17 protein-coding genes and 2 pseudogenes are annotated in these 26,909 nt (G+C 35.5%); 15 read left to right on the top strand and 4 right to left on the bottom strand.

Translation table 11 applies throughout. The annotated features are described in order from the left end of the window. The first annotated feature begins 89 nt into the window (after positions 1–89). From yidC to nusB, 3 genes are read left to right on the top strand one after another with little or no spacing between them, the layout of a single operon-like run. Positions 90–1,790, top strand: coding sequence for a membrane protein insertase YidC (yidC, locus tag NL281_RS01350; protein ID WP_253303451.1), 1,701 nt, complete (start codon positions 90–92; stop codon positions 1,788–1,790). Then, positions 1,768–2,196, top strand: coding sequence for a 6,7-dimethyl-8-ribityllumazine synthase (locus NL281_RS01345; RefSeq protein WP_006279647.1), 429 nt, complete (start codon positions 1,768–1,770; stop codon positions 2,194–2,196). Before yidC ends, NL281_RS01345 begins: the two co-directional genes overlap by 23 nt. Further along, on the top strand, positions 2,196–2,678 hold the full coding sequence (gene nusB / locus NL281_RS01340; RefSeq protein WP_253303450.1) for a transcription antitermination factor NusB: 483 nt from the start codon (positions 2,196–2,198) through the stop codon (positions 2,676–2,678). The genes NL281_RS01345 and nusB overlap by 1 nt, the downstream gene beginning before the upstream one ends. A 132-nt stretch (positions 2,679–2,810) precedes the next feature. Here nusB and NL281_RS01335 read toward each other — a convergent pair whose 3' ends face one another. Next, the gene (locus tag NL281_RS01335) at positions 2,811–3,767 is read right to left on the bottom strand and encodes an IS5 family transposase (protein WP_253303449.1); all 957 of its coding nucleotides are present in this window, start codon (positions 3,765–3,767) and stop codon (positions 2,811–2,813) included. A gap of 41 nt (positions 3,768–3,808) precedes the next feature. On the opposite strand from NL281_RS01335, the gene NL281_RS01330 reads away from it, so the two are divergent. Next, positions 3,809–3,958 (top strand): WPE palindromic element domain-containing protein, encoded by a 150-nt coding sequence (locus NL281_RS01330; RefSeq protein ID WP_253303448.1) that lies wholly within the window; start codon positions 3,809–3,811, stop codon positions 3,956–3,958. 1,043 nt (positions 3,959–5,001) lie between these two features. On the opposite strand, the gene NL281_RS01325 is transcribed toward NL281_RS01330, so the two are convergent. Beyond that, positions 5,002–6,171 (bottom strand): IS4 family transposase, encoded by a 1,170-nt coding sequence (locus NL281_RS01325; RefSeq protein WP_253302993.1) that lies wholly within the window; start codon positions 6,169–6,171, stop codon positions 5,002–5,004. A gap of 22 nt (positions 6,172–6,193) precedes the next feature. Here NL281_RS01325 and NL281_RS01320 point away from each other — a divergent pair, with 22 nt between their 5' ends. Beyond that, on the top strand, positions 6,194–7,528 hold the full coding sequence (locus NL281_RS01320; protein WP_253303447.1) for an IS4 family transposase: 1,335 nt from the start codon (positions 6,194–6,196) through the stop codon (positions 7,526–7,528). 319 nt (positions 7,529–7,847) lie between these two features. On the opposite strand, the gene NL281_RS01315 is transcribed toward NL281_RS01320, so the two are convergent. Continuing rightward, positions 7,848–8,513: an ankyrin repeat domain-containing protein gene (locus NL281_RS01315; RefSeq protein ID WP_253303446.1), complete on the bottom strand. Its 666-nt coding sequence runs from the start codon at positions 8,511–8,513 to the stop codon at positions 7,848–7,850. Positions 8,514–8,939: 426 nt separating this feature from the next. On the opposite strand from NL281_RS01315, the gene NL281_RS01310 reads away from it, so the two are divergent. The 3 genes from NL281_RS01310 to NL281_RS01300 all read left to right on the top strand — a co-directional run bounded on the left by NL281_RS01310 (position 8,940) and on the right by NL281_RS01300 (position 14,488). Continuing rightward, positions 8,940–10,109: an IS4 family transposase gene (locus NL281_RS01310; protein WP_253303197.1), complete on the top strand. Its 1,170-nt coding sequence runs from the start codon at positions 8,940–8,942 to the stop codon at positions 10,107–10,109. Positions 10,110–10,340: 231 nt separating this feature from the next. Continuing rightward, positions 10,341–12,902 carry a tetratricopeptide repeat protein gene (locus NL281_RS01305; RefSeq protein WP_253303445.1) on the top strand — a complete coding sequence of 854 codons (2,562 nt, stop codon included), beginning with the start codon at positions 10,341–10,343 and terminating at the stop codon, positions 12,900–12,902. After that, positions 12,890–14,488 (top strand): tetratricopeptide repeat protein, encoded by a 1,599-nt coding sequence (locus NL281_RS01300; protein ID WP_253303444.1) that lies wholly within the window; start codon positions 12,890–12,892, stop codon positions 14,486–14,488. The genes NL281_RS01305 and NL281_RS01300 overlap by 13 nt, the downstream gene beginning before the upstream one ends. Before the next feature lie 38 nt (positions 14,489–14,526). Here NL281_RS01300 and odhB read toward each other — a convergent pair whose 3' ends face one another. After that, complete coding sequence (gene odhB / locus NL281_RS01295; RefSeq protein WP_253303443.1) at positions 14,527–15,699, bottom strand: 2-oxoglutarate dehydrogenase complex dihydrolipoyllysine-residue succinyltransferase; 1,173 nt, start codon at positions 15,697–15,699, stop codon at positions 14,527–14,529. Between the two features lie 1,819 nt (positions 15,700–17,518). Here odhB and ltrA point away from each other — a divergent pair. The 7 genes and pseudogenes from ltrA to NL281_RS01255 all read left to right on the top strand — a co-directional run bounded on the left by ltrA (position 17,519) and on the right by NL281_RS01255 (position 26,640). Beyond that, positions 17,519–18,616: pseudogene (gene ltrA, locus NL281_RS09075) on the top strand (group II intron reverse transcriptase/maturase). Positions 18,617–18,722: 106 nt separating this feature from the next. Further along, positions 18,723–19,960, top strand: a pseudogene (locus tag NL281_RS01280) (IS4 family transposase). Positions 19,961–20,166: 206 nt separating this feature from the next. After that, the gene (locus NL281_RS01275) at positions 20,167–21,573 is read left to right on the top strand and encodes a cytochrome ubiquinol oxidase subunit I (RefSeq protein ID WP_253303700.1); all 1,407 of its coding nucleotides are present in this window, start codon (positions 20,167–20,169) and stop codon (positions 21,571–21,573) included. Next, positions 21,566–22,588 (top strand): cytochrome d ubiquinol oxidase subunit II, encoded by a 1,023-nt coding sequence (gene cydB, locus NL281_RS01270; RefSeq protein WP_010962802.1) that lies wholly within the window; start codon positions 21,566–21,568, stop codon positions 22,586–22,588. Before NL281_RS01275 ends, cydB begins: the two co-directional genes overlap by 8 nt. A 166-nt stretch (positions 22,589–22,754) precedes the next feature. Continuing rightward, the gene (era, locus tag NL281_RS01265; protein WP_010082484.1) at positions 22,755–23,639 is read left to right on the top strand and encodes a GTPase Era; all 885 of its coding nucleotides are present in this window, start codon (positions 22,755–22,757) and stop codon (positions 23,637–23,639) included. Further along, the gene (locus NL281_RS01260; protein ID WP_006279435.1) at positions 23,632–24,453 is read left to right on the top strand and encodes a 3'-5' exonuclease; all 822 of its coding nucleotides are present in this window, start codon (positions 23,632–23,634) and stop codon (positions 24,451–24,453) included. The genes era and NL281_RS01260 overlap by 8 nt, the downstream gene beginning before the upstream one ends. 207 nt (positions 24,454–24,660) lie before the next feature. Next, positions 24,661–26,640 (top strand): WD0745 family porin, encoded by a 1,980-nt coding sequence (locus tag NL281_RS01255; protein WP_012673252.1) that lies wholly within the window; start codon positions 24,661–24,663, stop codon positions 26,638–26,640. Positions 26,641–26,909 lie beyond the last annotated feature (269 nt).

Genomic DNA, 26,909 nt, shown 5'->3' with positions numbered 1-26,909 from the left:
TTAAAAGTTATTATTAAAAATAAGTAAATTTCATTGTTTTAGTACAATATTTAGTATACACTTTAAGAAGATATGTTTGATTTAATTTCATGTCAGAAGCAAAAAGTTTAATTTTGGCAGCTATCCTTTCCATGTTAATCATGGTGTCTTGGCGTATTATTTATGATAATTTTTTTAGTACAAACCAAAACCAGCCATTGATTGAACATATCGAATCTTTTAACGACCTTGCTCCTATAATATACCAAAATCGTTCTGAAATTATTAATTCTACTCGAGAACAGAGGGTTAGTTTAACCAATAACATGATTAAAGGATCAATTTCTCTGAAAGGTGCAAGGTTTGATGACTTAATTTTAACTAATTACCACTTAGAACCGAGTTCTTCTTCTCCACAAGTGGTGTTACTGTCACCTGCAGAATCAAAAGATGTATATTTTGCAGAATTTGGGTGGCTCGATCCGAGTAACAAGATTAAAGTTCCAGATTCTAAAGCAGTCTGGCGAGCAGATAAACTTAATCAAAAAGAGGTCAATTTATCTTGGGACAATGAGAATGGCATTTTATTTAGAATGAAAATTAACCTCGACGATAATTACATGTTTAAAGTTGAGCAAGTTGTTGAAAATAATACAAAGGATAATGTAGTTTTGGTTCCTTATGGTAAAATTAACCGTAAACGTGACAATATCAACGAATCTTATTGGATATCCCATGAAGGAGTACTGGGTGCATTTGATAATAAACTAGAGGAGTGGACATATAAGGATATTTCCAAAAAACATTTAATAAAAGCAAGCACGAGTGAAAAAAATTGGTTTGGTTTTGCTGATAAATACTGGCTCACAGCCATCATACCTGAAAAATCTGATAAAATAAATGTAAGCATTAAACATACTAACGCTAATGATATTGATAAATTTCAAGTAGATTTTGTTAAGTCTTATAAGAGTATACTTCCTGGTGCAAGCACTTCTAATGTGAATTATTTTTTTGCTGGAGCAAAAAAGTTGAATTTACTGGATTCTTATAAGGATACTCTCAATATACCTTTGTTTGATAAAGCTGTAGATTTTGGTGTTCTTTACTTTATAACTAAACCAGTGTTTTTACTGCTTGAATACTTTAACTTCGTTTTAAAGAATTTTGGCTTAGCAATATTATTGCTGACTTTAGTAATCAAACTTTTGATGCTTCCCTTATCTAATAGATCATATGTTTCAATGTTCAAGGTGAAAAGCTTGCAGCCTGAGCTAACTCGTGTAAAAGAGTTGTATAAAAATGACAGCTTAAAGCAGCATAAAGAGACAATTGCATTGTTTAAGAGAAACAACGTAAATCCAATGTCGAGCATTTTTCCCATGCTAATACAAATACCGGTATTTTTTGCTCTATATAAAGTATTATTTGTTACTATAGAGATGAGGCATGCTCCTTTTTTTTTATGGATTAAGGATCTTTCAGCTCCTGACCCAACGAACATCTTTACATTATTTGGGTTGTTTAATTATAACTTTCCTATTTCTATAGGCATTTTACCTATAATTTTCGGTGCCACCATGATAATTCAGCAGAAGCTAAGTGAGAAAGATCAAACCAGTAAAGATGATATTCAAGTAAATGTTATGAAGTTTTTACCTTACATTTCTGTCTTTATTTTTTCTTCTTTTCCTGCCGGCCTGGTAATATATTGGATATTTAGTAATATTATAACTCTAATTCAACAGTCATTAATAAAGTTGTTTTTAACAAAAAAAGTGGTAGTAAATGTCGAGAATACTAATAGTTAATTCGATTTATTATACTGAAATAGCGAACCTTTTGCTTGAAGGTGCAATTGATAAATTAAAAGGCAGTAATGCCAGTTACGATGTAGTTGAGGTTCCTGGTACATTTGAGATACCAGCTACAATTCTTTTTGCAGTCAAGAGTGGGCATACTAATTATGATGGTTATTTAGCTCTTGGGTGCGTAATTCGCGGTGAAACCGATCATTATCAATATGTTTGTAAAGGAGTAATTGAAGGCTTAAATGAGGTTGTTATGCATTATGCAATACCCCTTGGTATGGGTGTAATTACCGCTGACAGCAAAGATAAAGCACTAGTTAGAGCTGATAAAAACAAAAAGAACGTTGGTGGCCATGCAGCCTCAACTGTTTTGCGTATGATAGATTTACACAATAAATTAAAATAATGGAGGAAAAACCAGTAGATAAAAAGTGGCGCATAAAAAGAAGCACGGCAAGATTTCTTGCTGTACAAATTGCCTATTCAAATATTTTCGTAGGTTACAACAAAAGCACTTTTAAACTGGAAAATTGTGAGCTTAAGGACTACATAAATAAGTTGAAAAATATATTTGAATGTGAAGAATTTGAACATCAGTTCTTAGAAAACTTGTTATATAAGGTTATAAAAAGCAGTGAAGAATATGATAAAATAATAGAGTCTTATTTACACCCAAGTTGGTCCCTTTCACGGTTAAATCTTATAAGCTTATCTATTTTGCGTGTTGCAATATGTGAGTTAGCTAATTGTGATACGCCAGTTCCAGTTGTCATTAATGAATATACTAACATTGCATCTGATTTACTTGATAAACCAAGCGAAATTGGTTTTATTAATGGGTTATTGGATAAGGCAAAAGATGCAGTTAAATTAAATAAAAATCCTTAGCAATTATAGCCAGCAAGCACAAGGTGTCATCCGAGTAGCTGCTGTATGAACATTGTCTACCAGATCCCAGTGCTTGACACTGGAATGGCTTTGTTGTATCGCTCTTCGGATAGTAGGTAACGTACAATAAATTCATGAAGCTATCTCAAACTTAGCCATGCCTATTTCAGTAAATTTGTTAAGCAAATAACACTTGAGTAGCAGTTCCTTCTCACGATTAATCTCAGATTTGCTCCTAAAACTAAACCCAAATATTCGCTTCAACCTTGAGAAAAATCCTTCAATATACGATCTTTTTCCGTAATTTACTTCTTCTTTCCATCTTTTTATACCATTCTCACCATGTAATTTCATTAACTGAATAGCGGCATTTCTATCAAGCATATAATCCAATTTTGGATGCTCTGCTGCGTTGTTTTTCGGAGGAATTTTCGTTTTTATACCATATTGATTACACAGCTTATAGAGCTTTTCTCTGTCATATGCCCTATCTGCATATAGTACTTTTATGACATACTGAAAATCGACTTCTTTTAGCAAATCACAAGCTCCATAGTGATCAGAGTAGACACCGTTACTGTATTTTACAGCTATGGCTTTTTTGCTGTTTGTATTCAACATTACATGCAATTTTCTTGTCTGTTCATAGCTGCGATACTTTCTATCTTCGCTATTTTCTTTGCTATGACCAGGAGTGTTGTTGTATATACTAATTCCTGTACTGTCTATAGTAATTTCGATATCTTCCATATTATTTTTATCAATTCTGCAATCATTGATCTTAATATTGAGTTTCTTAAACCTTCTTGATGATTGTGAATAGCTGATAACTTGCAAATTTTTCCCAATTTGCTCAAGGTATCCTGCTATAAACCCAACTGTTTGCCTCAGGCCTATTCTAAATAAACAAGTTATTATGTGCACCAAAATTACAACTTTATCGCTATAAATATTGTTGCCACCTGGTATTTTTGGACCATTCTCGTACCACTTTTCTATGGCTTCGTTGATATAATGAAAAATATTTCCTCTTTTTTCTAGAAATTTGTTATATTCGCTATGGTTACTGACCCTCATTTTTTGTGGCATATTTTTTCTTTCAAGGTTAAATGGCTATTTTATAATGAATTTTGTCAGTAGCCACCAGATTTTTTCAGTTGCTATGCAACAAAGCCCACTGGAATCCAGAAAAATTGATTGTGCACTATACAACATTTTCGATCAAAAGCTGGATCCCAGTGTCAAGCACTGGGATGACAAGAAAGGGAGCACTGGGATGACACCATCATAAAGTGAACCAGTGTCAGCTACTTGCATGACACCATTTGTTGTACACTCACTTTTTCTTGATTTTTTAGTTTATCTTGCCTACCTACTTTGCCACTCTGCTGAACGGACAATGGCGTCAACTTAAGGAAAAATATCAGCGATAGTGTATAAAATTTCTCTCTAAATTTTTTATCATTAAATTATCCAAAGAGTGCAATAAACAGCACTTTTGTTTCTGTTTTATTTCAACAAAGAAGTCTAAAATGTGTCCTTTTTAGGTGAAACATGCGTGCGCCAAGCAAAGTGCGTAAAGTCCAGTTGGTGAAAATCCAACCCAGGCAAAGCCTAGCCAGCAGGCTGGAACAAACCACTATGCTGCGTAAGGTAACGAGCGTAGTAAAGCTAGTGGAATGGACAACACAGGGTACAACGAAAGTGAAGGTATTGAGTCCCGAAATTCTCGATGTCATAGAGGTCGACACGTTGCATATAGTGGAAGACAGCAAGAAGGGTAACAATAGGGCAAGTTATCACTCACTCTATCGGGATCTGAGGCCGTATCACGTGTTGAGATGGAGTTTACGTAAACTTGGGAGATCCTTTGTATTCCTATTAAGGTACGTTGGAACAAGTCAACAAAGGCGAGTACTGACGGAAGATATAAAGGAAGTCGGACTGATTGATAGTACTCAGAGTGTGGGAAAGCCACATACAAGGGGAAGCGGTCAGCAATATAGTGACTGGTTTAGGAATTGCTATGCCAATACAACGGAGGTTGGAATAACGTGCAAAGAAAACTAAATCAGATAGCAGTAAGAGCCAGGCAAGATAAACGATTGAAATTTAATCGTTAATTCATCTGATAAACGCAGAGAATCTTGCTGAATGTTATAAAGAGCTAAAGCATAACAAAGCATGCGGTATAGACCTTACTTTTACCCACAAATGTAAAAAGTGAGTAAGCTAAATAATTTAGGATCAAAATGATAGAAACAAGTACAAGCGTGCAATATACAGATGGCTTAGGGGATAAATGGCATAAGTGTTGAAAGTATCAAAAATAACGTGATATGAGATGATCAACGGCATGTAAATTACCTCCCGACAGTAAAACAATCGAACGTATAAAAGAGTCATTTAGATCCAATGTGAATTGCAGTAATGCTATTTTGAACCCATGTAGATTATTTTTGATTTTATAAACAAGAAATAACAAAGCCGTAATAATAATCATGTAAATATACACCTTCATGCCATTCATAGTATGGCTTAAAAAGTGCTTATATCCAAGATTTTGCTTTATAAATTTAAAGAACACTTCTATATCCCATCTGCGCCTATATAGCTCTGTTACTTCATAAGCTGGCATTTCAAACAAGTTTGTCAAAAACCATATTTCATCTCCAATTTTATTTCTGATTTTTATTAGCCGTAGATCATGCTTTTCTGCCACTTTACCTCGTGCACGATAAAGATTAACTATTATATCTTCTAAAATCTCTGATCCATCCGATTTTTGTTCTCTTATAACTTTGTTCCTGCTTATAACATCATGTTTTCTTCCTACTTTAACTCTTGTGATAAATTTGTACTCCTTTTCATCAAATTCGGCAAAAGTTCCAACTTTTCTGATTCCTCTATCAAATAATAAAATATCCTCTTTTTCAACTTTAGCTTCATTAATTGCTCTCACTAATGCTATATCTTCACTACTTTCTTCTTGTCCTTTACAAAATCTTATACTTGTCGGCAATTGATCCTTTAATCCTACACTCACTTTAACTTGACTGTCGTTACTTTTACCGCCTATTTTTAGCCCATCTTTTATGAGATATCCCGATAAATTTATGATCGTCGAATCAAACTTATGTAAGTTATTTAATGTTTTTTGGGGTAATAGCTTTTTAATCTTGCTCATCAAATCAATATATACTCCCTTAAAATATTCTGGATTTATAACTTTTAACCTTTTTGACAAACCACTGTATGTTACTGTACTTTTATCGCTATTCTTATCCATTATACACCTGTTTATTACCATTTCTAGCGCTCTTAGGCTTGTTTTTTGCCCCATTAATATTAACTTCATTAGACCTTTAAATATAATCTTGCCCAACAATTTAGTATTACATTTATCTACTTCACTTAATTTTCCTAGCCTTTCTAAATCCTCATCTTTTATTAAATTTAGTACTCTTTCTATTTGATCCATTATTGCCTCCATTTTCTTGCAATAATAGTTCTTTATGTCTTTTTTGTGTTACTTTCAACACTTATGGGATAAATGGCTGGAAAGAGAGTTAAAACACATTAATTTGGGAGATAAAAGGCTTAATAAAAGGCTTATAAAAACAAGTTATTGCATAGAGGGTAAGGCATCTGGTTCAATTAATCAAAGCTGTAGTGGGTGGAAAGAAGCTAAGGGTGCATATAGATTATTTAGCAATGAAAAGCTTGAAGATAAGGAAATTTATTCTTCCCATTATAAAGAAACTAAGGAAAGAATAAAAGGAAACCAGTTGGTCTTTTCAGTTCAAGATACAAGTTATTTGGATTTTGACTCTCATATAAAGACCAAGAGACTAGGCAGTATTTCTAAAGCTTATACAAAGCATAAAATGGGTTTACTGTTGCATAGTGCCTTAATAGTCAGCAGAGACGGATTACCTTTAGGTCTATCTTCCCAACAATGTTGGGCGCGTTCTATTAGGGAAGAAGAAACGGCACAAGAAAAAGCAAACAGAAAATACCGTACCTCCATAGAAGAAAAAGAAAGTTATAAGTGGATAACAGCTCTTAAAGAAACTATAAACAACCTTCCTCCAAATGTACAACTTGTTACCCTTGGTGATAGGGAAGCAGACATCTTCAAATTTTTATGGGTGGCTGAGACGTTAGGTAGTTTTTATGTAATCCGCAATCGAGCTAATAGAAGATTTATCTGTACTGAAGTCGGAAAAACAGATTTGCAAACACGCATCACTCAACTGCCAGTAAAAAAGAAAATTTCTCTAGAAGTTACTAAAGGTGGAAACCAGAGATCAAGGAAAGCTAATATTGAAGTTAAGTATATGAAAGGCTATATACCTATCAGATCTTCTTCCATTTATGGGTCAAAAGATACAATACATAAAATAAGTGATAAAATCCCTGTATATGTGGTAAGTGCAAAAGAAACAAATCCTCCTGATGGATTGGAAGCTATCGACTGGACTCTACTAACTAATGTACCGATTAATAATACTTTAGATGCCATAGAAAAGATAAATTGGTATAAGCTAAGGTGGAAAATTGAAGAGTATTTTAGGATTTTAAAATCAGGATGTAAGATAGAAAGCTCCCGCTTAGCTACAAAAGAAAGATTACAGAAGTTAATTGCTATAAAAAGTATAATCGCGTTTAAAATTTTATATTTGACAAAAGTGGCTTTATCAAATCCCATGGAAATTTGTACTAAAATTTTAAGCAACGAAGAGTGGAAGGTCCTTTACATGCGTGAGTATCGGGTAGCAACATTACCCGAAGAACCTCCAAACATAAAACAAGCTATTATTTGGTTAGGAAAATTGGGTGATTTATGAATAGAAAAAGTGATAATTTACCAGGGTCTATGACTCTATGGCCTTACTATTACCCACAAATATAAATGTTTGTTGCATAGCTCTTAATGGCATAACTTTTGCTTGAAATAACTGTTTATATGGTGCAATTTACAGCTTTTAGTTGCTAAAATTATAACTCTTAGTTTAATAATTTTAATCTAATAAGCTTTCAGGTTAATAAAATTAAATTATTTGAGTAAATACAATACTATGTTTTTATTTGTGGGTAATAGTAAGCTCTATGGCGGGGCTATGAAAACCTTAAGGAGAGCATTGTTATGCTTCACATCATAACCTCTCAAAATTGTGGGTAAAAGTAAGCTTTTAATAGAGCCTCTGCTATTTGTGTATACCCGTTCTCAGCAGCATAATGCAAAGGAGTTCTTCCTTTTTTATCTCGCGCATTAACATCTGTCCTTCCTTCTTTTAGTAGGATTTCCACCATTTGTACATATCCACACTCAGCAGTATGATGCAAAGGAGTAAATCCACATCCATTTTGTACATTAGTAGCTCCTGCCCTTAACAGAAGCCTTACCATTTCTATCTTATTCCCAAGGTGAACAGCATAATCTAAGGGAGTGAATCCCTTTCGGTCCTGCATGCTAACGTCTGCTTTTTCTGCAAGTAAGATTTCCGCTACTTGTGTATGTCCGTGCTGAGCAGCACAATGCAAAGGAAAGCTGTCATTAATATCAAAACCATTTGCCACCAAATGCTCTGCTAATTTTGCACAATTAAATTTAGCTGCGAATTGTAGTAAATCACCACATGGAAATTTCTTTAGATCAAAATTATTTTTTTCCCACCGTTTAAGAAATTTTTCTATAGTTCCTAAATTTCTTTCATTGGACTTAGCCTCTATTTCAGCTTTTATTTTATCGGCTATATTATCCTTGTTCAGGTTTTGGCTACAATTGACTGCTATTAGTATTTGACCTAACCCCTGCATTTTTTTCTCCAAGATATAAAATTTTATTATGGCATATGAAGTGGATTATGTCAATGAAAACCTAAGAAACTGGTTCTTCTTTTTTTCTATAGCTTTAGGCTTACCTACAATTTGAAAAACAACAAATTCGTCATTCCGCTACTCGTTAGCGCCCTTACTATTACCCACAAATAAAAACATAGTATTGTATTTACTCAAATAATTTAATTTTATTAACCTGAAAGCTTATTAGATTAAAATTATTAAACTAAGAGTTATAATTTTAGCAACTAAAAGCTGTAAATTGCACCATATAAACAGTTATTTCAAGCAAAAGTTATGCCATTAAGAGCTATGCAACAAACATTTATATTTGTGGGTAATAGTAAGGTTAGCGCCGCGGCGCATAAGTGTTGAAAGTAACACAAAAAAGACATAAAGAACTATTATTGCAAGAAAATGGAGGCAATAATGGATCAAATAGAAAGAGTACTAAATTTAATAAAAGATGAGGATTTAGAAAGGCTAGGAAAATTAAGTGAAGTAGATAAATGTAATACTAAATTGTTGGGCAAGATTATATTTAAAGGTCTAATGAAGTTAATATTAATGGGGCAAAAAACAAGCCTAAGAGCGCTAGAAATGGTAATAAACAGGTGTATAATGGATAAGAATAGCGATAAAAGTACAGTAACATACAGTGGTTTGTCAAAAAGGTTAAAAGTTATAAATCCAGAATATTTTAAGGGAGTATATATTGATTTGATGAGCAAGATTAAAAAGCTATTACCCCAAAAAACATCAAATAACTTACATAAGTTTGATTCGACGATCATAAATTTATCGGGATATCTCATAAAAGATGGGCTAAAAATAGGCGGTAAAAGTAACGACAGTCAAGTTAAAGTGAGTGTAGGATTAAAGGATCAATTGCCGACAAGTATAAGATTTTGTAAAGGACAAGAAGAAAGTAGTGAAGATATAGCATTAGTGAGAGCAATTAATGAAGCTAAAGTTGAAAAAGAGGATATTTTATTATTTGATAGAGGAATCAGAAAAGTTGGAACTTTTGCCGAATTTGATGAAAAGGAGTACAAATTTATCACAAGAGTTAAAGTAGGAAGAAAACATGATGTTATAAGCAGGAACAAAGTTATAAGAGAACAAAAATCGGATGGATCAGAGATTTTAGAAGATATAATAGTTAATCTTTATCGTGCACGAGGTAAAGTGGCAGAAAAGCATGATCTACGGCTAATAAAAATCAGAAATAAAATTGGAGATGAAATATGGTTTTTGACAAACTTGTTTGAAATGCCAGCTTATGAAGTAACAGAGCTATATAGGCGCAGATGGGATATAGAAGTGTTCTTTAAATTTATAAAGCAAAATCTTGGATATAAGCACTTTTTAAGCCATACTATGAATGGCATGAAGGTGTATATTTACATGATTATTATTACGGCTTTGTTATTTCTTGTTTATAAAATCAAAAATAATCTACATGGGTTCAAAATAGCATTACTGCAATTCACATTGGATCTAAATGACTCTTTTATACGTTCGATTGTTTTACTGTCGGGAGGTAATTTACATGCCGTTGATCATCTCATATCACGTTATTTTTGATACTTTCAACACTTATGCGCCTCGGCGGTATGATGTAGGGAAACCTTTCTTGGGTTAGCTATAAAGTTAAAATTCGACCAGGGCAGCCGCAATAAGGTAGCAAACGCCATCATGTCTTTAGGAGAGTTTGCTAATGAAAGTTCTTAAGTTGACGCCATTGATCGTACATTTAAGAAGAGAGATGGCACATCAACAGGTGATCATGGTCGCAAGTATGAAGTAAAATTATTAATGCTGTATCTACTTCATGGGTTAAGTAGTAAAATTGACTTTTGGTTAGCATCAAACATAGAAGGTTTTGGAGCCTTTGATGATATTTTTTTTGAGTATAAAGATCAGAAGAACAAATCGAGAATTATCTTGGTTCAAGCTAAGCACTGCAATACACATCGCTCTTCGAAGAATATTACTTTTGAAGATTTGTTTATTGATGGAAATGATAGAAAGCAACAGAAAGAAGATTTCGGGTTAAACAAATATTTTGAATCTCATCCTGAGATTAAGCAAAACCCTGAGTGTAAGAACAGTGATATTACGCTTGTCATTCATACTAATGTCAATGTGAACCTAAAAAAAGGTACAGAGAAGCAAGGAAGCGTAGAAACATTAGAGAAGTATCTGGAAGAGTCAAAGTTAACAAATGATAACACTTTAAATATTTATGAAGGTCAAAAAGGAACGTGCTACAAAATAAAAAATCATACTGAACTGAAAAAATACTTCAGTTGTGGTAGTGACGATGAAATAGAAGATTTTTTACTTAGAATAAGGTTTGTAGTTGATCAACCTAATCATTCAAAATTAGATGATATTATTAAGAAAGAAATAGGGAATATATACAAAATATCAGGGGAAGAAGATATTGATACAGTTTTTGTCCGTGTATATGACAAGGTAGGGAAATGGTGGGCACAACAGGGTAGCAAAGTTTCTTATCTAACAAGAAAAGACGATTATTTTAGGGAAGTTATAGAACATCTTTATAGTCTCAAACCTAGAGAAGATCTATTTGAACGGTGGAACATTCCACCTAAAATAGCTAGTGGAAATTTCATTGAACGAGAATATCTCAATGAAGAAATAGTAAATCATCTAAAGACAAAAAATGAGCCAGTTATATTAACTGCTTTGTACGGGTTAGGTGGAGTAGGTAAAACACAGTCAGTGCTAGATTTTATTCAAAAACATGGGAAAGAATACAAGGCAATATGTTGGTTTAATGCAAAAGATGAAGATCAACTACTCAGTGAATATGTTAATTTAGGAAGAAAATTAAATATTATTCACGATGAAGACAACATTTCTATTGCACAGCGAGCTTATTATGTGAAAAACTGGCTAGAAGATTCTAAACGTGAAGGCTGGTTGTTGATTTATGATAATGTATCAAATTATGAAGTCATTTCTAAGCTCAGACCTACAAAAGGCGGCAAAATAATAGTTACGTCTCGTAATACTGAATGGCCACAAGGGAGTATAGGTGTAGACGTTTTTACTCCCCCAGAATCAGAATTATATGTTAAGAAAATTCTAGGCCAGGTTTCAGAAAGCGATAGGCCAAATATAGGTATATTGGCAGAAAAGTTAGGTAGATTACCTTTGGCATTAGCTCAGGCTTGCGCTTACATCAAAGAAAACAAAATGACTATCTCACGTTACTTAGAAATTTATGCAGAAAGGAAGCTTTATTTATTATCTCATAAAACACTACCTAAGGATTCTAACCATGAGCCTGTGTTTATTACTTGGGATATTACAATGGACGCAATTCGTAATGAGTCTAAACTAGCAAGCAAGTTGTTAGTAGCTTGTGCATATTTAGACAATGATATTCCTAAAGATTTGTTAAGAATATTTCCTGAGATTGTAGAGAACAATTCTGAAGAAAAACCTTTTGAAGAAGTATTAGGTATATTATTGAGATATTCGATGCTAGTGTCCAATGAGCAGAGTAGTAGTGTTTCTATTCACTGTTTAGTACAAGATGTAATTAGGCTAAAGTCAAAGGAAAGTGGAAAAATTAAAAAAGATATAAAAACCGTTTTTCAATTATTAAAAGAAAGCTTCCCTGACGACAGTGACAAATTAGAAGATTATGCTAAGAAACGACAGTTGTTACCACATTTAGAAACGTTCTTATCACATATAGATGATTGGCTAGGAAAAAATCCTTTAGAAAAGCAAACAATAGAGAAGGATTATCTTGTGGATTTGTTAATACGAATGAGTGATGGATATTATTACTTGGGTAATCCTAGAAGACAAAAGGAGTCGCTTGAACGGGTTTTACCTATCTTTAGAAAACATTATGGATCTGATCATTTTATAGTCGCCACGGCACTGACAAACCTCGGTATCGCTTGCGGGGATTTAGGTGATCACAAGAAAAAAAAGACGTTGCTTGAACGGGCTTTACCTATTTCTGAGAAACATTATGGCCCTGACCATTTCGAAGTTGCTGCCATACTGACAAACCTAAGTAGTTCCTACGGGACTTTAGGCAATCATGATAAACAAAAGGAGCTTCTTGAACGGACTTTAACAATTAAAGAGAAACATTATGGCCCTGACCATTTCGAAGTTGCTAGGACACTGGCAAACCTTGGTAACTCTTATAGGGCTTTAGGTACTCCTCAAAAAGCAAAAGAGTTGCTTGAACGGGCTTTACCCGTCCTTAAGAAACACTACAGTCCTGATCATCCTGAAGTTGCTATACCACTTGCAAATCTTGGTATTGCCTATGGTGCGTCAGGTAATCATGAAAAAAAAAGGAGTTGCTTGTGCGGGCTTTAATAATTCAAGAGAAACATTATGGCCCTGATCATTTTATAGTTGCTAAACTACTGACAAACTTAGGTGGCGTTTACATAGTTTTAGGCGATCCCAAGAAAGCAAAAACGCTGCTTGCACGAGCTTTAATAATTCAAGAGAAACATTATAGCTTTGGTCATTCTGGAGTTGTTAAAACACTGATAAATCTAGGTAATGCTTATGGAGATTTAGGTGATCACAAGAAAAAAAAGGAGTTGCTTGAACGGGCTTTACCTATTTCTGAGAAACATTATGGCCCCGATCATTTCACAATTGCTATAGCACTAACAAACCTCGGTATCGCTTATGGGGGTTTGGGTGATCATAAGAAACAAAAGGAATTGCTTGAACGGGCTTTAGCAATTAATGAAAAACGTTATGGCCCTGACCATTTCGAAGTTACTGCCATACTAACAAATCTCGGCACCGCTCATTATGCTTTAGGTGATCCTCAGAAAGCAAAAGAGTTGTTTGAACGGGCTTTAGTTATCTTTAAGAAACATTACGATTCTGACCATTTTGAAATTGTTAAACCACTGGCAAACCTGGGTATCGTTTATGGTACTTTAGGTGATCCTCAAAAGGCAAAAGAGTTGCTTGAACGAGCTTTAGTAATTCAAGAGAAATATTATAAACCTAATCATTTTGAGGTTGCTAGGACACTAGTGAATCTAGGTAATGCTTACAGGAATTTAAGTGATCCTCAGAAGGCAAAAGAGTTGCTTGAACGAGCCTTAGTAATTCAAGAGAAACATTATGGCCCCAATTATTTTGAAGTTGCTATTACACTAACAAACCTTGGTGTCTTTCATGGGGATTTAGATGACTACGAGAAACAGAAGGGGTTACTTGAACGGGCTTTAGCAATTAATGAACAACATTATGGCCCCGACCATTTCGAAGTTGCTAGGACACTAGTGAATCTAGGTAACGCTTACAGGGATTTGGGTAATCCTCAGAAAGCAAAAGAGTTGCTTGAACGAGCCTTAGTAATTCAAGAGAAACATTATGGCCCCGATTATTTTGAAGTCGCTATTACTCTGACAAACCTTGGTATCTCTCATGTGGATTTAGGTGACTATAAAAAACAAAAGGAGTTACTTGAACGGGCTTTAGCAATCAAAAAGAAACATTACAGGCCTGACCATTTTGAAGTTGCTAGAACACTGGCAAACCTCGGTAATTCTTATAGGGTTTTAGGTAATCCCCAGAAGGCAAAAGAGTTGCTTGAACAGGCTCTAGCAATTCGAAAGAAACATTACGGCCTCGACCATTTTGAAGTTGTTAAATTACTGGCAACCCTCGGTATCGTTTATGGCACTTTTGGCGATCATCAGAAAGCAAAAGAGTTGTTTGAACGAGCTTTACCTATTTTTGAGAAACATTATGGCTCTGGTCATGTTCAAGTTGCCAAACTACTGGCAAATCTTGGTATTGCCTATGGCGCTTTGGGCGATCACAAGAAACAAGAGGAATTGCTTGAACAGGCCTTGCCTATTTTTGAGAAACATTATGGCCCTGATCATCCGGAAGTTGCTAAACTGCTGGCAGAACTAGATGACATTTAGGTTTTTAGCAATACTGGATTAACAACAATTCATTTGAGCTACACTTCCAAAACTAATCTATTTGGATCTTCTATATAATTTTTTATTTTAACGAGGAAAGTTACTGCTCCTTTGCCGTCAACTATTCTGTGATCGTAAGAGAGAGCAATGTACATCATAGGTCTGATTTCTACTGCATTACCAACAGCAACTGGCCTGTTTTGTATTGAATGCATTCCAAGTATTCCAGATTGCGGAGGGTTTATTATCGGAGTGGAAAGAAGTGAACCGTATACTCCACCGTTTGAGATGGTAAATGTTGCACCTTCCATTTCTGATACTTGTAATTTACCTTCGCGAGCTTTTTTGCCAAGAGCAACTAAAGTCAACTCAATTTCTGCAAATGACATCTGATCAGCACTCCGAATAACAGGTACAACAAGGCCTTTGTCAGTGCCAACAGCAACACCTATGTCATAGTAATGTTTATATATGATTTCATCGCCTGAGATTTCAGCGTTAATTTCAGCAATTTCTTTCAATGCTTGCACCGCTGCCTTTATAAAAAACGACATAAAACCAAGTTTTATTCCATATTTTTTTTCAAAGGCGTCCTTATATTTTGCTCTTAGATCCATGACATTTTTCATGTCAATTTCATTGAACGTGGTCAGTATTGCAGCAGTATTTTGCGATGCTTTCAAACGAGCGGCAATTACTTGCCTTATTTTACTCATTTTTACTCGTTCCTCTCTTTGCTCTCCACTTACTACACTTTTTGGCAATTCATATTGTTTTATTGCAGGTTGTTCAGCTTTGTTCATATGGCCTATCACATCTGCTTTTGTTATTCTGCCTCCCATGCCAGTTCCTTTGACGCTTTCTGCACTGATTGCATTTTCTTCCATAATTTTACGAGCTGATGGAGCATCTTTTTTAGCAGCACTTTCGCTTTTATCTTCTTTTCTCGCTTCCTCTTTTACTTCTCCCATGGAAAGCTTCGCTAACAATTGATCAGGACTTATTACATCATCTTCTTTTATAAGAAATTCAGTTATTTGCCCTGAAGCTTCTGCAGTTAATTCGAGTGCTGTTTTGTCAGTTTCAATTTCAAAGATCAAGTCATCTACTTTTACTGCTTCTCCAATACCCTTCTTTATTTTTACTATACCTTCTGTAACTGATTCACCACCAAGAGTTTTTGGTGCTCTGATTTCTATAATTTTGCTCATAAAACAACTTCCGTATAAAACTTTCTATAGATTTATACATGAAAAGAGACATGTAATAAACTAATAAATTCATTGAGGCTCTTATCATTTAGAAGTGACAAACGGATAACATATTCCCAAATGTCATTCCAGCACGTGACGCTAGGCCATAAAAATTCCTTGACAAGCTTTGTCAGCCCCCCTATCATGGTACTGAAGCTATTTATTTATCTTCGCAATCCGTGCAGGTTAATGACAAAAAACTTAGGGTATTTGGCGTCTCATGTTTAATTTTTCGCACTACGTGCATCGCATGTCTTTAAAAATTTTTAGGTTTTTACCTATATAAGCCGAAACGCGCTTACAAAGCGTTTAAGACAGCAAAAAACGTCAAATTGACAAGGGAGAATTTGAATGCTAGCTACTACGGGGTTTCTTTGCCTTTTTTCCTGCTTAGTAAATTTCTTAAACACTTGCGATGTAGGTTAGTTGCAAGTTAAAAGCAGCTAAATCGCTCTTAATCAAGCGTTTTAGAATAAAAAAAACGCCGATATTTTAGTACATAGTAAATAGCCAACCACCACGGGGCTTCTTTTGCCTTTTTTTTCGCTTGGTAAATTTTTTAATATTTATAGCTAAACGACAACCGTCATCCCGCTGCTTGTTAGCGGGATCTAGAGATACCGCGAATGAATCGCGGGATGACGGTTAAATAATTCGTCATCCCGCTACGTGTTAGCGGGATCTAGAGATACCGTGACGGTATGACGGTTCGCGGTGGTATGACGATAAGGTTTATACCTTGTCATGCAAGTACTAGAATCCAGTAAGCTTATTTATGCATATAAAAGGTTATTATTTTGTAAAGTCAAAGTTGCTTTTGGTTTTAAGTTAAAGTACAATAAATGCAAAGGTTTATATAAACTGGATCCAAGTAGTTAGCTACTTGAATGACATCAGACAAACAATCGTACACACAATGGCGTCAACTTAAGGAAAAATATCAGCGATAGTGTATAAAATTTCTCTCTAAATTTTTTATCATTAAATTATCCAAAGAGTGCAATAAACAGCACTTTTGTTTCTGTTTTATTTCAACAAAGAAGTCTAAAATGTGTCCTTTTTAGGTGAAACATGCGTGCGCCAAGCAAAGTGCGTAAAGTCCAGTTGGTGAAAATCCAACCCAGGCAAAGCCTAGCCAGCAGGCTGGAACAAACCACTATGCTGCGTAAGGTAACGAGCGTAGTAAAGCTAGTGGAATGGACAACACAGGGTACAACGAAAGTGAAGGTATTGAGTCCCGAAATTCTCGATGTCATAGAGGTCGACACGTTGCATATAGTGGAAGACAGCAAGAAGGGTAACAATAGGGCAAGTTATCACTCACTCTATCGGGATCTGAGGCCGTATCACGTGTTGAGATGGAGTTTACGTAAACTTGGGAGATCCTTTGTATTCCTATTAAGGTACGTTGGAACAAGTCAACAAAGGCGAGTACTGACGGAAGATATAAAGGAAGTCGGACTGATTGATAGTACTCAGAGTGTGGGAAAGCCACATACAAGGGGAAGCGGTCAGCAATATAGTGACTGGTTTAGGAATTGCTATGCCAATACAACGGAGGTTGGAATAACGTGCAAAGAAAACTAAATCAGATAGCAGTAAGAGCCAGGCAAGATAAACGATTGAAATTTAATCGTTAATTCATCTGATAAACGCAGAGAATCTTGCTGAATGTTATAAAGAGCTAAAGCATAACAAAGCATGCGGTATAGACCAGGTGACAGTAGAAGCTTATGGAGAAAATCTTGAAGAGAAGCTCAACACTCTGGTGGATAGTATGAAAAGAAAGCGATATCAACCGCAACCAGTGAAAAGAGTATATATACCAAAAGCTGGAAGCAAAGAGAAACGCGGGCTTGGAGTACCGTCTACAGAAGATAAGTTAGTCCAGATAATGCTGAAGAAGATATTAGAAAATATTTATGAAGCTAACTTTCTGGATAACTCATATGGTTTTCGTCCTGGTAGAAGCTGTCATCAAGCGGTAAATGCACTAAATAAAGCAGTTATGTACAGACCAACTAACTATGTAGTAGAAGTTGATATCAAGAAATTCTTTGATAATGTCCAGCACAAATGGCTAATGAGATGCTTGAGAGAACGGATAACAGACCCAAACATACTGTGGTTAGTAAAACGATTTCTTAAGGCAGGAGTAGTCGAAGCAGGACATTATGAAGCAACTGAACTAGGCACACCTCAGGGGGGAATAGTAAGTCCTATACTAGCTAATATATAGTTGCATTATGTGCTGGATTTGTGGTTTGAAAAGAAATTCAAGCTAAGATCTAAAGGTTATATGGAGCTAGTTAGGTATGCAGACGATCACCTGATTTGCTGCGAAAGAGAAAAAGATGCTAGAGAACTCTTAGAGTCACTGAAACAAAGGCTAGGAAAATTTGGACTGGAAATATCTGAAGACAAAACAAGAATAGTAAAGTTTGGCAAAAAGGAGTGGCAACAAGGAATAAGGGAGAAACGAAAAACGGAAAGTTTCAACTTTCTAGGATTCACCCATTATGGTACAAGGAGTCGTAAAGGTAGAGTAATGGTAGGTCATAAAACCTCGAAAGAAAATCTATCTAGAAAACTTAAAGAAATCAAAGAATGGGTGAAAAAGATCCGAAATAAAGTTCACCTTAAAGATTGGTGGTCAATACTTAAAGCAAAACTAACAGGACACTATAACTACTTCGGAGTTAGCGGAAATTACCGGTGGTTGAATAAATTCTTCTGGCGGGTAATCAAGCTAGCGTATAAATGGATAAACCGACGTAGTCAGAAGAAGAGTATGAATTCAAAGCAATTTATACACTATCTACAAGTTAATCCATTACCAAAACCAAGAATATGCTACTCATTATATACAAAATAGGAAATGCTGTGAATACTACATTGTGGAGCCGTGTGCGGGAAAGCTGCAAGCACGGTTCTGGTGGGGGAGTCATAGCGATAAAACTTAATCAGGAGGATTTAAAACTATGACTTCTACCAAACAAAAAGGAAAAAATTTTATTCTACAAATTAAAAATATAATATACTCGAAAGCTTTTCAGAGAATCCATTGTGTTGAGTTTTACACGAACAAGAAAACTTCCTTTTTCGGCAGTATTTTCTATGATTTTAAAGTTAGTTAAAAAAAGTTTGGGAATAGAATGTGAACTTATGGAGCCATTGACATGTACCCTCAAAGCAAGCTTTTTCTAAAGCAAGATATAAGATTTGCCATACAGGCTTTCAAGAATTTAAGCATCCAAACAGCCTATCAGGATGAACCTGAGTTGGAGAGGCTATAGACTTATTGCAGCAGATGGTTCTGGTATGAGATTACCCAGCTCTGAGGAAATTGTATCCGAGTTTGGCCGCTTTAAACCAAATGGAACAACAGGCACAATGCCACCATTGGCAATTTGTTTGTTGATTTGTGTACTTCGCTGATTTGTAGTGCTCGTCTTGCGGCTTGGAATATAGGTGAACAAACGTTGGCGGAAGAGCAATTACCCGAAGTTATCACTCAAATGCGTTCATTAAATCAAAAGAAATTATTATTTATCTATGATCGTCTTCAGTAAAATTCATTCAGCAGCATTATGATTTGGAAGTAGATTTTATTTTTCGCTTGCAAAAAAGAAATTATAGCAAGCTATGGGAACGAATTGCATCTGGAGAATTAGATTTCGATTTTATATTAGAAAATGAAAAGCTAAAAAATAAAATGAAAGGACAGAAAGTAAGAGTAATAGTGCTGACATTAGCCAACGGAGAAACAGAGGTATTGATTACTTCACTTTTTGACCGAGTAAAATTTACTTTGGAAGATATCAGCAAAGCTTATGTATTAAGGTGGCATATAGAGGAGTGCTATAAACGACTCAAAATAGGTGCAGAGTTAGAGAATTTTTCTGGCGTAAATTTAGAGGCTGTATTACAAGAATTTTGGGCAAACTTAGTCATGTGTAATATATTGTCGCTTCATATGTGTGATGCACAAGGGCCTTGGAATCCAGATCAAATTGCTGAGTATCGTTTAAATTTTTCGGTTTTATTTGGTGTAATGAGGCAGAAACTCTATCAGGTACTTATTGCGCCAAAAAACTTTCAAGCCCTTTTTGATAGAGCAAGTATACGCGCTAAAGTTAAAATCCGACCGGGACGATTGTATAGCCGCGATAAGGTAGATAAGCCCAAACGCCATCATGTCTTTAGGAGAGTTTGCTAATGAAAGTTCTTAAGTTGACGCCATTGGAAGAACAGTTGCATTCCTGCACAATTTATTCTCATGACAAAAACGTCTTAACTTTTTCTCTACTTTTTCTGGGCAAGGTCACTAATTGACATGGTATCTTGTTAAAATATTTTTTGAAAAAATGGATTGAATTATAGGTAGATTTGGCTATTATTTGTAATACATGGGTATTGGATAAAATGTTTGAATTTAGTTCTGTGCTGCTAGCTCGAATTCAGTTTGCCTTCACAATAGGCTTTCACATTATATTTCCTGCTTTCACGATCGGGCTTGCAAGTTTTCTAGCCTTTTTGGAATGGTGTTGGCTTAAGACTGGTGATACACGTTTCCGTGATGTTTATAAATTCTGGATCAAGATTTTTGCCGTTGCTTTTGGCATGGGAGTGGTATCTGGAGTTGTAATGTCATATCAACTTGGTACCAATTGGTCAATTTTTTCTGACCGCATAGCCAATGTTCTCGGCCCTCTATTTTCCTTTGAGGTTTTAACAGCCTTTTTTCTGGAGGCATCTTTTTTGAGTATTATGCTATTTGGATGGAATAGAGTAAGTTCTCGTATGCACTTTGCTTCTACTTGTATTGTTGCAGTGGGAACGCTTATTTCAGCTTTTTGGATTATTGCAGCCAACAGTTGGATGCAAACACCCGCTGGATTCACGATTGGTGAGAATGGTCTACTATATCCAACCAATTGGTTAGAGATTATTTTTAATCCTTCTTTCCCTTATCGCTTTATTCATATGGTAACAGCAGCCTATCTTACAACAGCTTTTGTGGTTGGTGGTGTAGGAGCATTTTATCTTTGGAGAAAACGACATGCTCCTCAAGCAAGAATTATGCTTGGTATGGCAACCATTATGGTAGCTTTAGCTGCACCATTTCAGCTGTTCATGGGGGATAGGCATGGATTAAATACACTAAAGCATCAACCTGCTAAGATTGCTGCAATGGAAGGTATATGGGAAACCGAAAAAGGGGCTGGCTTACTTTTATTTGCTTATCCGGATCAGCAAAATGAAATTAATCACTACGAGATAAAAATTCCTAATCTTGCCAGCTTGATCTTAACACATGATTTTTTAGGAGAAGTAAAAGGATTAAAGGAATGGAAAAAAGAAGATAGACCACCTGTAGTATGGGTATTCTGGTCCTTCCGTATAATGGTTGGAGTTGGAATTTTAATGATCATAATTGGGTTAGTAAGTGTTATACAGTATCTTCGTAGCAAATTATTCCAAAGTTGTTTCTTACATGGATGGTGGATATCAATGATGCCGTCTGGGTTCATAGCGTTACTTGCAGGTTGGTTCACTACTGAAATTGGTCGTCAACCTTACACTGTATATGGAATTATGCGCACAATTGAATCATTTTCACCTGCGATTACCGGTCCTCAGGTTGCATGGTCTTTGATTGCATTTATCGTTATGTATACCCTTATATTTGGAGCAGGCAGTTACTATATCCTGAAACTTATATACAAAGAAATTCCTGTCATTAAAGAAGAAGAGCAATTTTATAAACACGGTATTGGAGCTTCAGTGATTGATGCTGGTACATCTGGAAAGGGCAACAATCATGTTTGATTTTTCTTCCTTAATTAATTTACCCCTAATCTGGGGACTACTAATTGCCATAGCTGTTTTACTGTATATTTTAATGGATGGGTTTGATTTAGGTATTGGTATTTTACTTCCTTTTGCACCGTCAGATAAATGCCGTGATCACATGATAAGTTCAATTGCACCATTTTGGGATGGAAACGAAACATGGTTGGTACTAGGTGGTGGAGGGTTGTTTGCTGCTTTTCCTCTTGCATATTCAATATTAATGCCTGCTTTTTATATTCCAATCATTATTATGCTGCTTGGCCTTATAGTGCGCGGAGTATCCTTTGAGTTTCGTTTTAAGGCAGAAGGAAAATACAGGCGATTATGGGATTATGCCTTTCATTTTGGGTCACTTGGTGCTGCATTTTGCCAAGGCATGATTTTAGGTGCATTTATACATGGTGTAGAAGTAAACGGACGCAACTTTTCTGGTGGCCAATTTGATTGGGCAAGTGCTTTTAGTGTAATGACAGGCATTGCTGTGATATTTGGATATGCACTTTTAGGTTCTACATGGCTCATAATGAAGACAGAAAATATAACACAAGAATGGGCACGCAAGGTTGCTTCTTATACGCTTGGTTTTGTAGGTATTTTCATGGGACTAGTGAGTGTAGTGACACCATTTTTAAATGAACGTATTAAAAACTTTTGGTTTAGCATGCCAAATTTTTATTATTTATTTTCTATTCCATTACTCACATCTTGGCTATTTTTCATGCTGTGGTTTGATCTTCAGAATACTAAACGGGAGTACCGTCCATTCTTTCTCAGTATTGCTATTTTTTTTATGGGATATTTAGGTTTAGGAATTAGTATCTACCCATGGATTATACCTTTTCAATATACCATTCTGGATGCAGCTGCTTCTGGGCCAAGTTTATCTTTAATGCTCATTGTTATAATACCGCTTTTACCAATCATTTTAACTTACACTGGTTATTGCTATTATGTCTTTCGTGGAAAATCAAATTATGAACACACATATTAAGGAGTTAGTGACCTTATGGTTAAAACGTTACCCTTAAATCAAGCAGTCGTTCTGGCAATGGCGTCAACTTAAGAGCCTTCATTAGCAAATCCTCCTATGGATTTTCTGACTTCTTGTCATATAAGTAGCTTGACGCTGACATTCAGTTTTCTTTATAATTTTCTTTGTGAAAGAACAAAAATGCTTATTTGTAACGATAGCTGGCTTACCAAATGCTGGGAAGTCTACATTAATTAACAGCATCATAGGCAAGAAAATTGCAATTGTCACCCCTAAAGTGCAAACAACAAGGACGCAAATAAGGGGTGTTGCAACATGCAACAACACACAAATTGTCTTTACTGACTCCCCAGGAATTTTCTCAGCAGAAACAAAACTTGAAAAAGCTTTAGTCAAATCTGCATGGTCGGCAGTTAAGGATAGTGACATCACTTTGTTGCTTGTTGATGTAAGCAATTATTTGAAAAATATAGAAAGAATTAAGACTATATTTATGCGGCTGCAGCGCACAAAAGGCAGATGCATTTTGGTTATCAATAAAACTGATTTGGTAAAAAGGCCTGAATTAAAGATGGCGCATGAGCATCTGAATTTGCTTTATAAATTTGAAAAGGTTTTTATGATATCAGCATTAAAGAATGATGGACTTTCTGATTTGATGAATTACTTGTCTGAAGTTGCATCGGTGAGCCCCTGGTTTTATGAAGAAGATCAAATAACCGATTCCTCGACAAATTTTTTATCAGCAGAAATTACGAGAGAAAAATTATTCTTGAACTTGCGTGAAGAATTGCCATACTCTACAGCTGTTATAACTGAACAATTTGAGGAAAAAAAAGATAAGAGTTTAGTCATCAAACAGATCATATTTGTGTTGAAAGATAGTCATAAAAAAATAGTGCTAGGAAAAGATGGCAGTAATATAAAAAAAATTAATATCGAAGCGCGTGCTGAACTAGAAAAATTATTTGAGTGCAAGGTACACCTCTTTTTATTTGTGAAAGTGCGACCTTGGATCGACCGTCCGGAGGAGTATATAGGCAATGCTTAATTCTTTATTGGTATTTGATATTGAAACTATACCAGATGTAAATTCCTGCAAAAATTTACTCAATATTAGTGATGATAGTAGTGTAGAAGAGAAGAGGGATGCATTAACAAAATATCATCTTGAAATAACAAACGGGCAAAACTCTTTTCTGCGTCAGCCTTTTCACCTTGTTGTAGTTATTAGTTTTTTACTTTGCAATATAAGCTACCAGAGTGGTTATGAGGTGTTCACACTGCAAGAAATAAGATCTGGAGGCACACTAAATTCCAGTGAAAAGGAGCTAGTGAAAGGATTTTTTAACTACATATCAGAGAAAAAGCCAAGATTAGTTTCGTTCAACGGACGCACTTTTGATATACCAGTGCTGAAGTATCGTGCTATGGTCCATGGCATTCAAGCAGAATATTTTCATAAAGCTGGCGATAAGTGGAATAGTTACAATCAGAGATATAGCAGTGATTGGCATTGTGATTTGCTCGAATCCCTCTCTGATTTTGGAGCTTCTGCGAGAGTAAAAATGAACGAAGTTTGTGCAGCATTTAATCTTCCTGGTAAGATTGGAGTTGATGGGTCACAAGTTATGGACTTATACGATAGCGGCAAGATACAAGAGATTCGAGATTATTGTGAAACAGATGTAATTAACACTTATTTGATTTACTTAAGGTTCATGCATCATCAGGGAAGGATTACTACTGAAAGCTACAACAAAAGTGTGGAAGAGCTACTTTTAGAGTGCGAAAAAAAAGAATACCTAAAGAAATTTAAAGAAGAATGGCAAATAACTTGTGGTGGAAAAATTTTACTTCCATAGAATAAATAGTCGAGTTATAATGCACTAACAAGCGAGCCTCTGTACTAAATTTTGGTTAATATACACGTTGAGCATATTAAGAAAGTTGCTTTTAAGGTATTGCATTTTACTTTTATTTTCGTTATAAGGTTGCTTTAAGTTGAATTTTCAACATTTTTATACTATTTACATTTAAGATATGATTTCGAAATTTTTTGGGGGCACTTCATGAAAAAGTCTATGTATACTAGAACTGCTCTAGTTTCTTTATTAACTTTATGTTCTTTCAGCAGTTTTGCAGCTGACTTTCCTGATGAGAGTATGAAGGAAATAAAAAAGCAAGAGAGCACAAAAACTTCTGGAAAAACAGAAGTTATGAAAACATCAAATAAAAAACTGAAAGAAAAGATGGACAGAATATGTAATGCTGATCCAAGAAAAAAAGCTGAAGAGCTTAAGAAAAAAGAGGAGCTAAGATTAGCAGCCGAGCAGAAGAAAAAAGAGGAGATCAGGCTAGCAAATGAGAAAAAAGCAAAGCTTATAGAGGATTCAAAAGCGAAAGCTCTAAACGCTAAGAATTCTAATATAGAAAAAGGTAAAGTTTCAAAAACTAAGCGTTCTAAAACTAAGAATGCTAAAGTTGAAGCTAAAGATGTAAAGAAGGATATAAAAGTTGTTAACAAAAATACAGAGGAAAAAGGTAAGGCAAGTCCTGTTGTTTCAGTTGGTGGAGTTGATATTATCGATACCAATCAAGGGCAAAGTAATTTAAGAATAACTTTTGGTGGTGTTGTTGATGCTCAAGGTTATGGCAAAGCTGGACCAAGTGGCGCAGATTATAAACGTTATAACGTTATGCCAAACAGATCTACAGAGTATTATAATGCCACTCCAGATATAACAAAAGGAGCAAATCCAATATTCTATGAAGGAATAGGAAATATTGGTGATTACAGCAACGATATGGGTATGATTGCTGATGCAATATTGCACCTCAGAGCAGAAAATAAGAATGAAGATTTAGGTCTTCTTTATGGTGCTGACGTGCAGTTTCATGTCCCAGTGACCGAAGGTAAGGGAGCTTCACAGGGTGTTTATGCTGCAAAAGGCAGAAGTGCGCATGTGTTTGTTAACTCAAAATATGGTGACGTGAAGCTTGGTTACCAATTTGGTCCTGAGGCTCTGATGAGGCTTGATGCAACAAGAATTGCGACTGTTGACGGAGCTGCAGATAGTGACTGGTTCAGAAAAGTGAACTTAGAAGGAAGCGCTGCTAGCTTTCCATTTTATGTAACACCACGTCTTTACACTGAAAGTTTTTCGAGTGAAAGTGAAAAATTCTCTTTCCGTATGGCAGGGAAATATAACAAAGGCGTTATGACTACACTGCCATTTAGAGTTGCTTACTACTCACCAAATTATATGGGCGCAAGATTTGGTATCAGCTACTCACCTCGTTATGATAGTGGTTTGTTTACTGTAAAAGAAACAGTTTCAGAAGATAAAGGCGGTAAGATAGAACATAAGGAAACGATAAAGCATGTCGGCCCAGACTATGAGCACATAGTAAGTGCTGGTGCATCATATGAATATGACTTTGATAAACATAACATAAAAGTTAAAACTTCTGCAGTTGGTGAATATGGCTTTCCAAAGCAACCAAGTAAAGATAAGCATCTTTATAAGGAATTTGTGGAGTATAATGACCTGATGGGTGTTAATTTTGGTGTAAGCGCTGATTATAAGATTAATGAAGATCAAGGCGTAAAGTTTGCTGCCTCTTTTGCATACTTGGGCAAATCTGGTCAACCAAAGGGTATTAAAAAATTAATTGGTGATACCTATACGGAAATTGATAGTAAAGATGCTACTGATGGCAAAAGAGTGGAAGGGCTGAAAGCTCAATTTGGTAAAGATAGTATAGATACCATGTATTGGACTGTAGGAGCTGGGTATCAACATGAGAATATCTACACAAGTTTGACGTATTTTGGCAGCAGAATGAATGACAAAGATATGCTTCATGATGGTGCACTTGGCGTTCAATATGATCTGTCTCCTGCATGCAGTAAGAACAAATTTGTTCCTTACGCAGCTCTCCATTATTTTATGACTAACGAAACAGGTAAGCTGAAAGATGAGTCTGATGCTGATGTACCTTCTAACCAAGGAATTCTCCTTCTTACTGGTGTGAAGTTTTCTTTCTAACCAGCCAGTACACACCACAGTTAACTGTGGTGTATTCTTGTCTGTTAGTGTTTATTTGTCGATCAAATAAACATATGGTGTCCTCTCTCCTGTCATCCCAGTGCGTGACACACAACTGTACGAACATTGTGATTTGAGGACACTCCACCAAGAAGGATGTCATCCCAGTGCCCAGACACTGGGATCCAGCTTTCCATGCAACTTCATCAAAAGCGTTTATTCAGCATAAGATCAGCCACTTTTTATGCTCACCAAATCAGTTTGCTTAC

Source organism: Wolbachia endosymbiont of Phyllotreta cruciferae (assembly GCF_918697765.1).
GTDB lineage: Bacteria > Pseudomonadota > Alphaproteobacteria > Rickettsiales > Anaplasmataceae > Wolbachia > Wolbachia pipientis.
The sequence above is the reverse complement of the archived record's forward strand: the minus strand, read 5'-3'. Positions and strand labels throughout refer to the sequence as shown.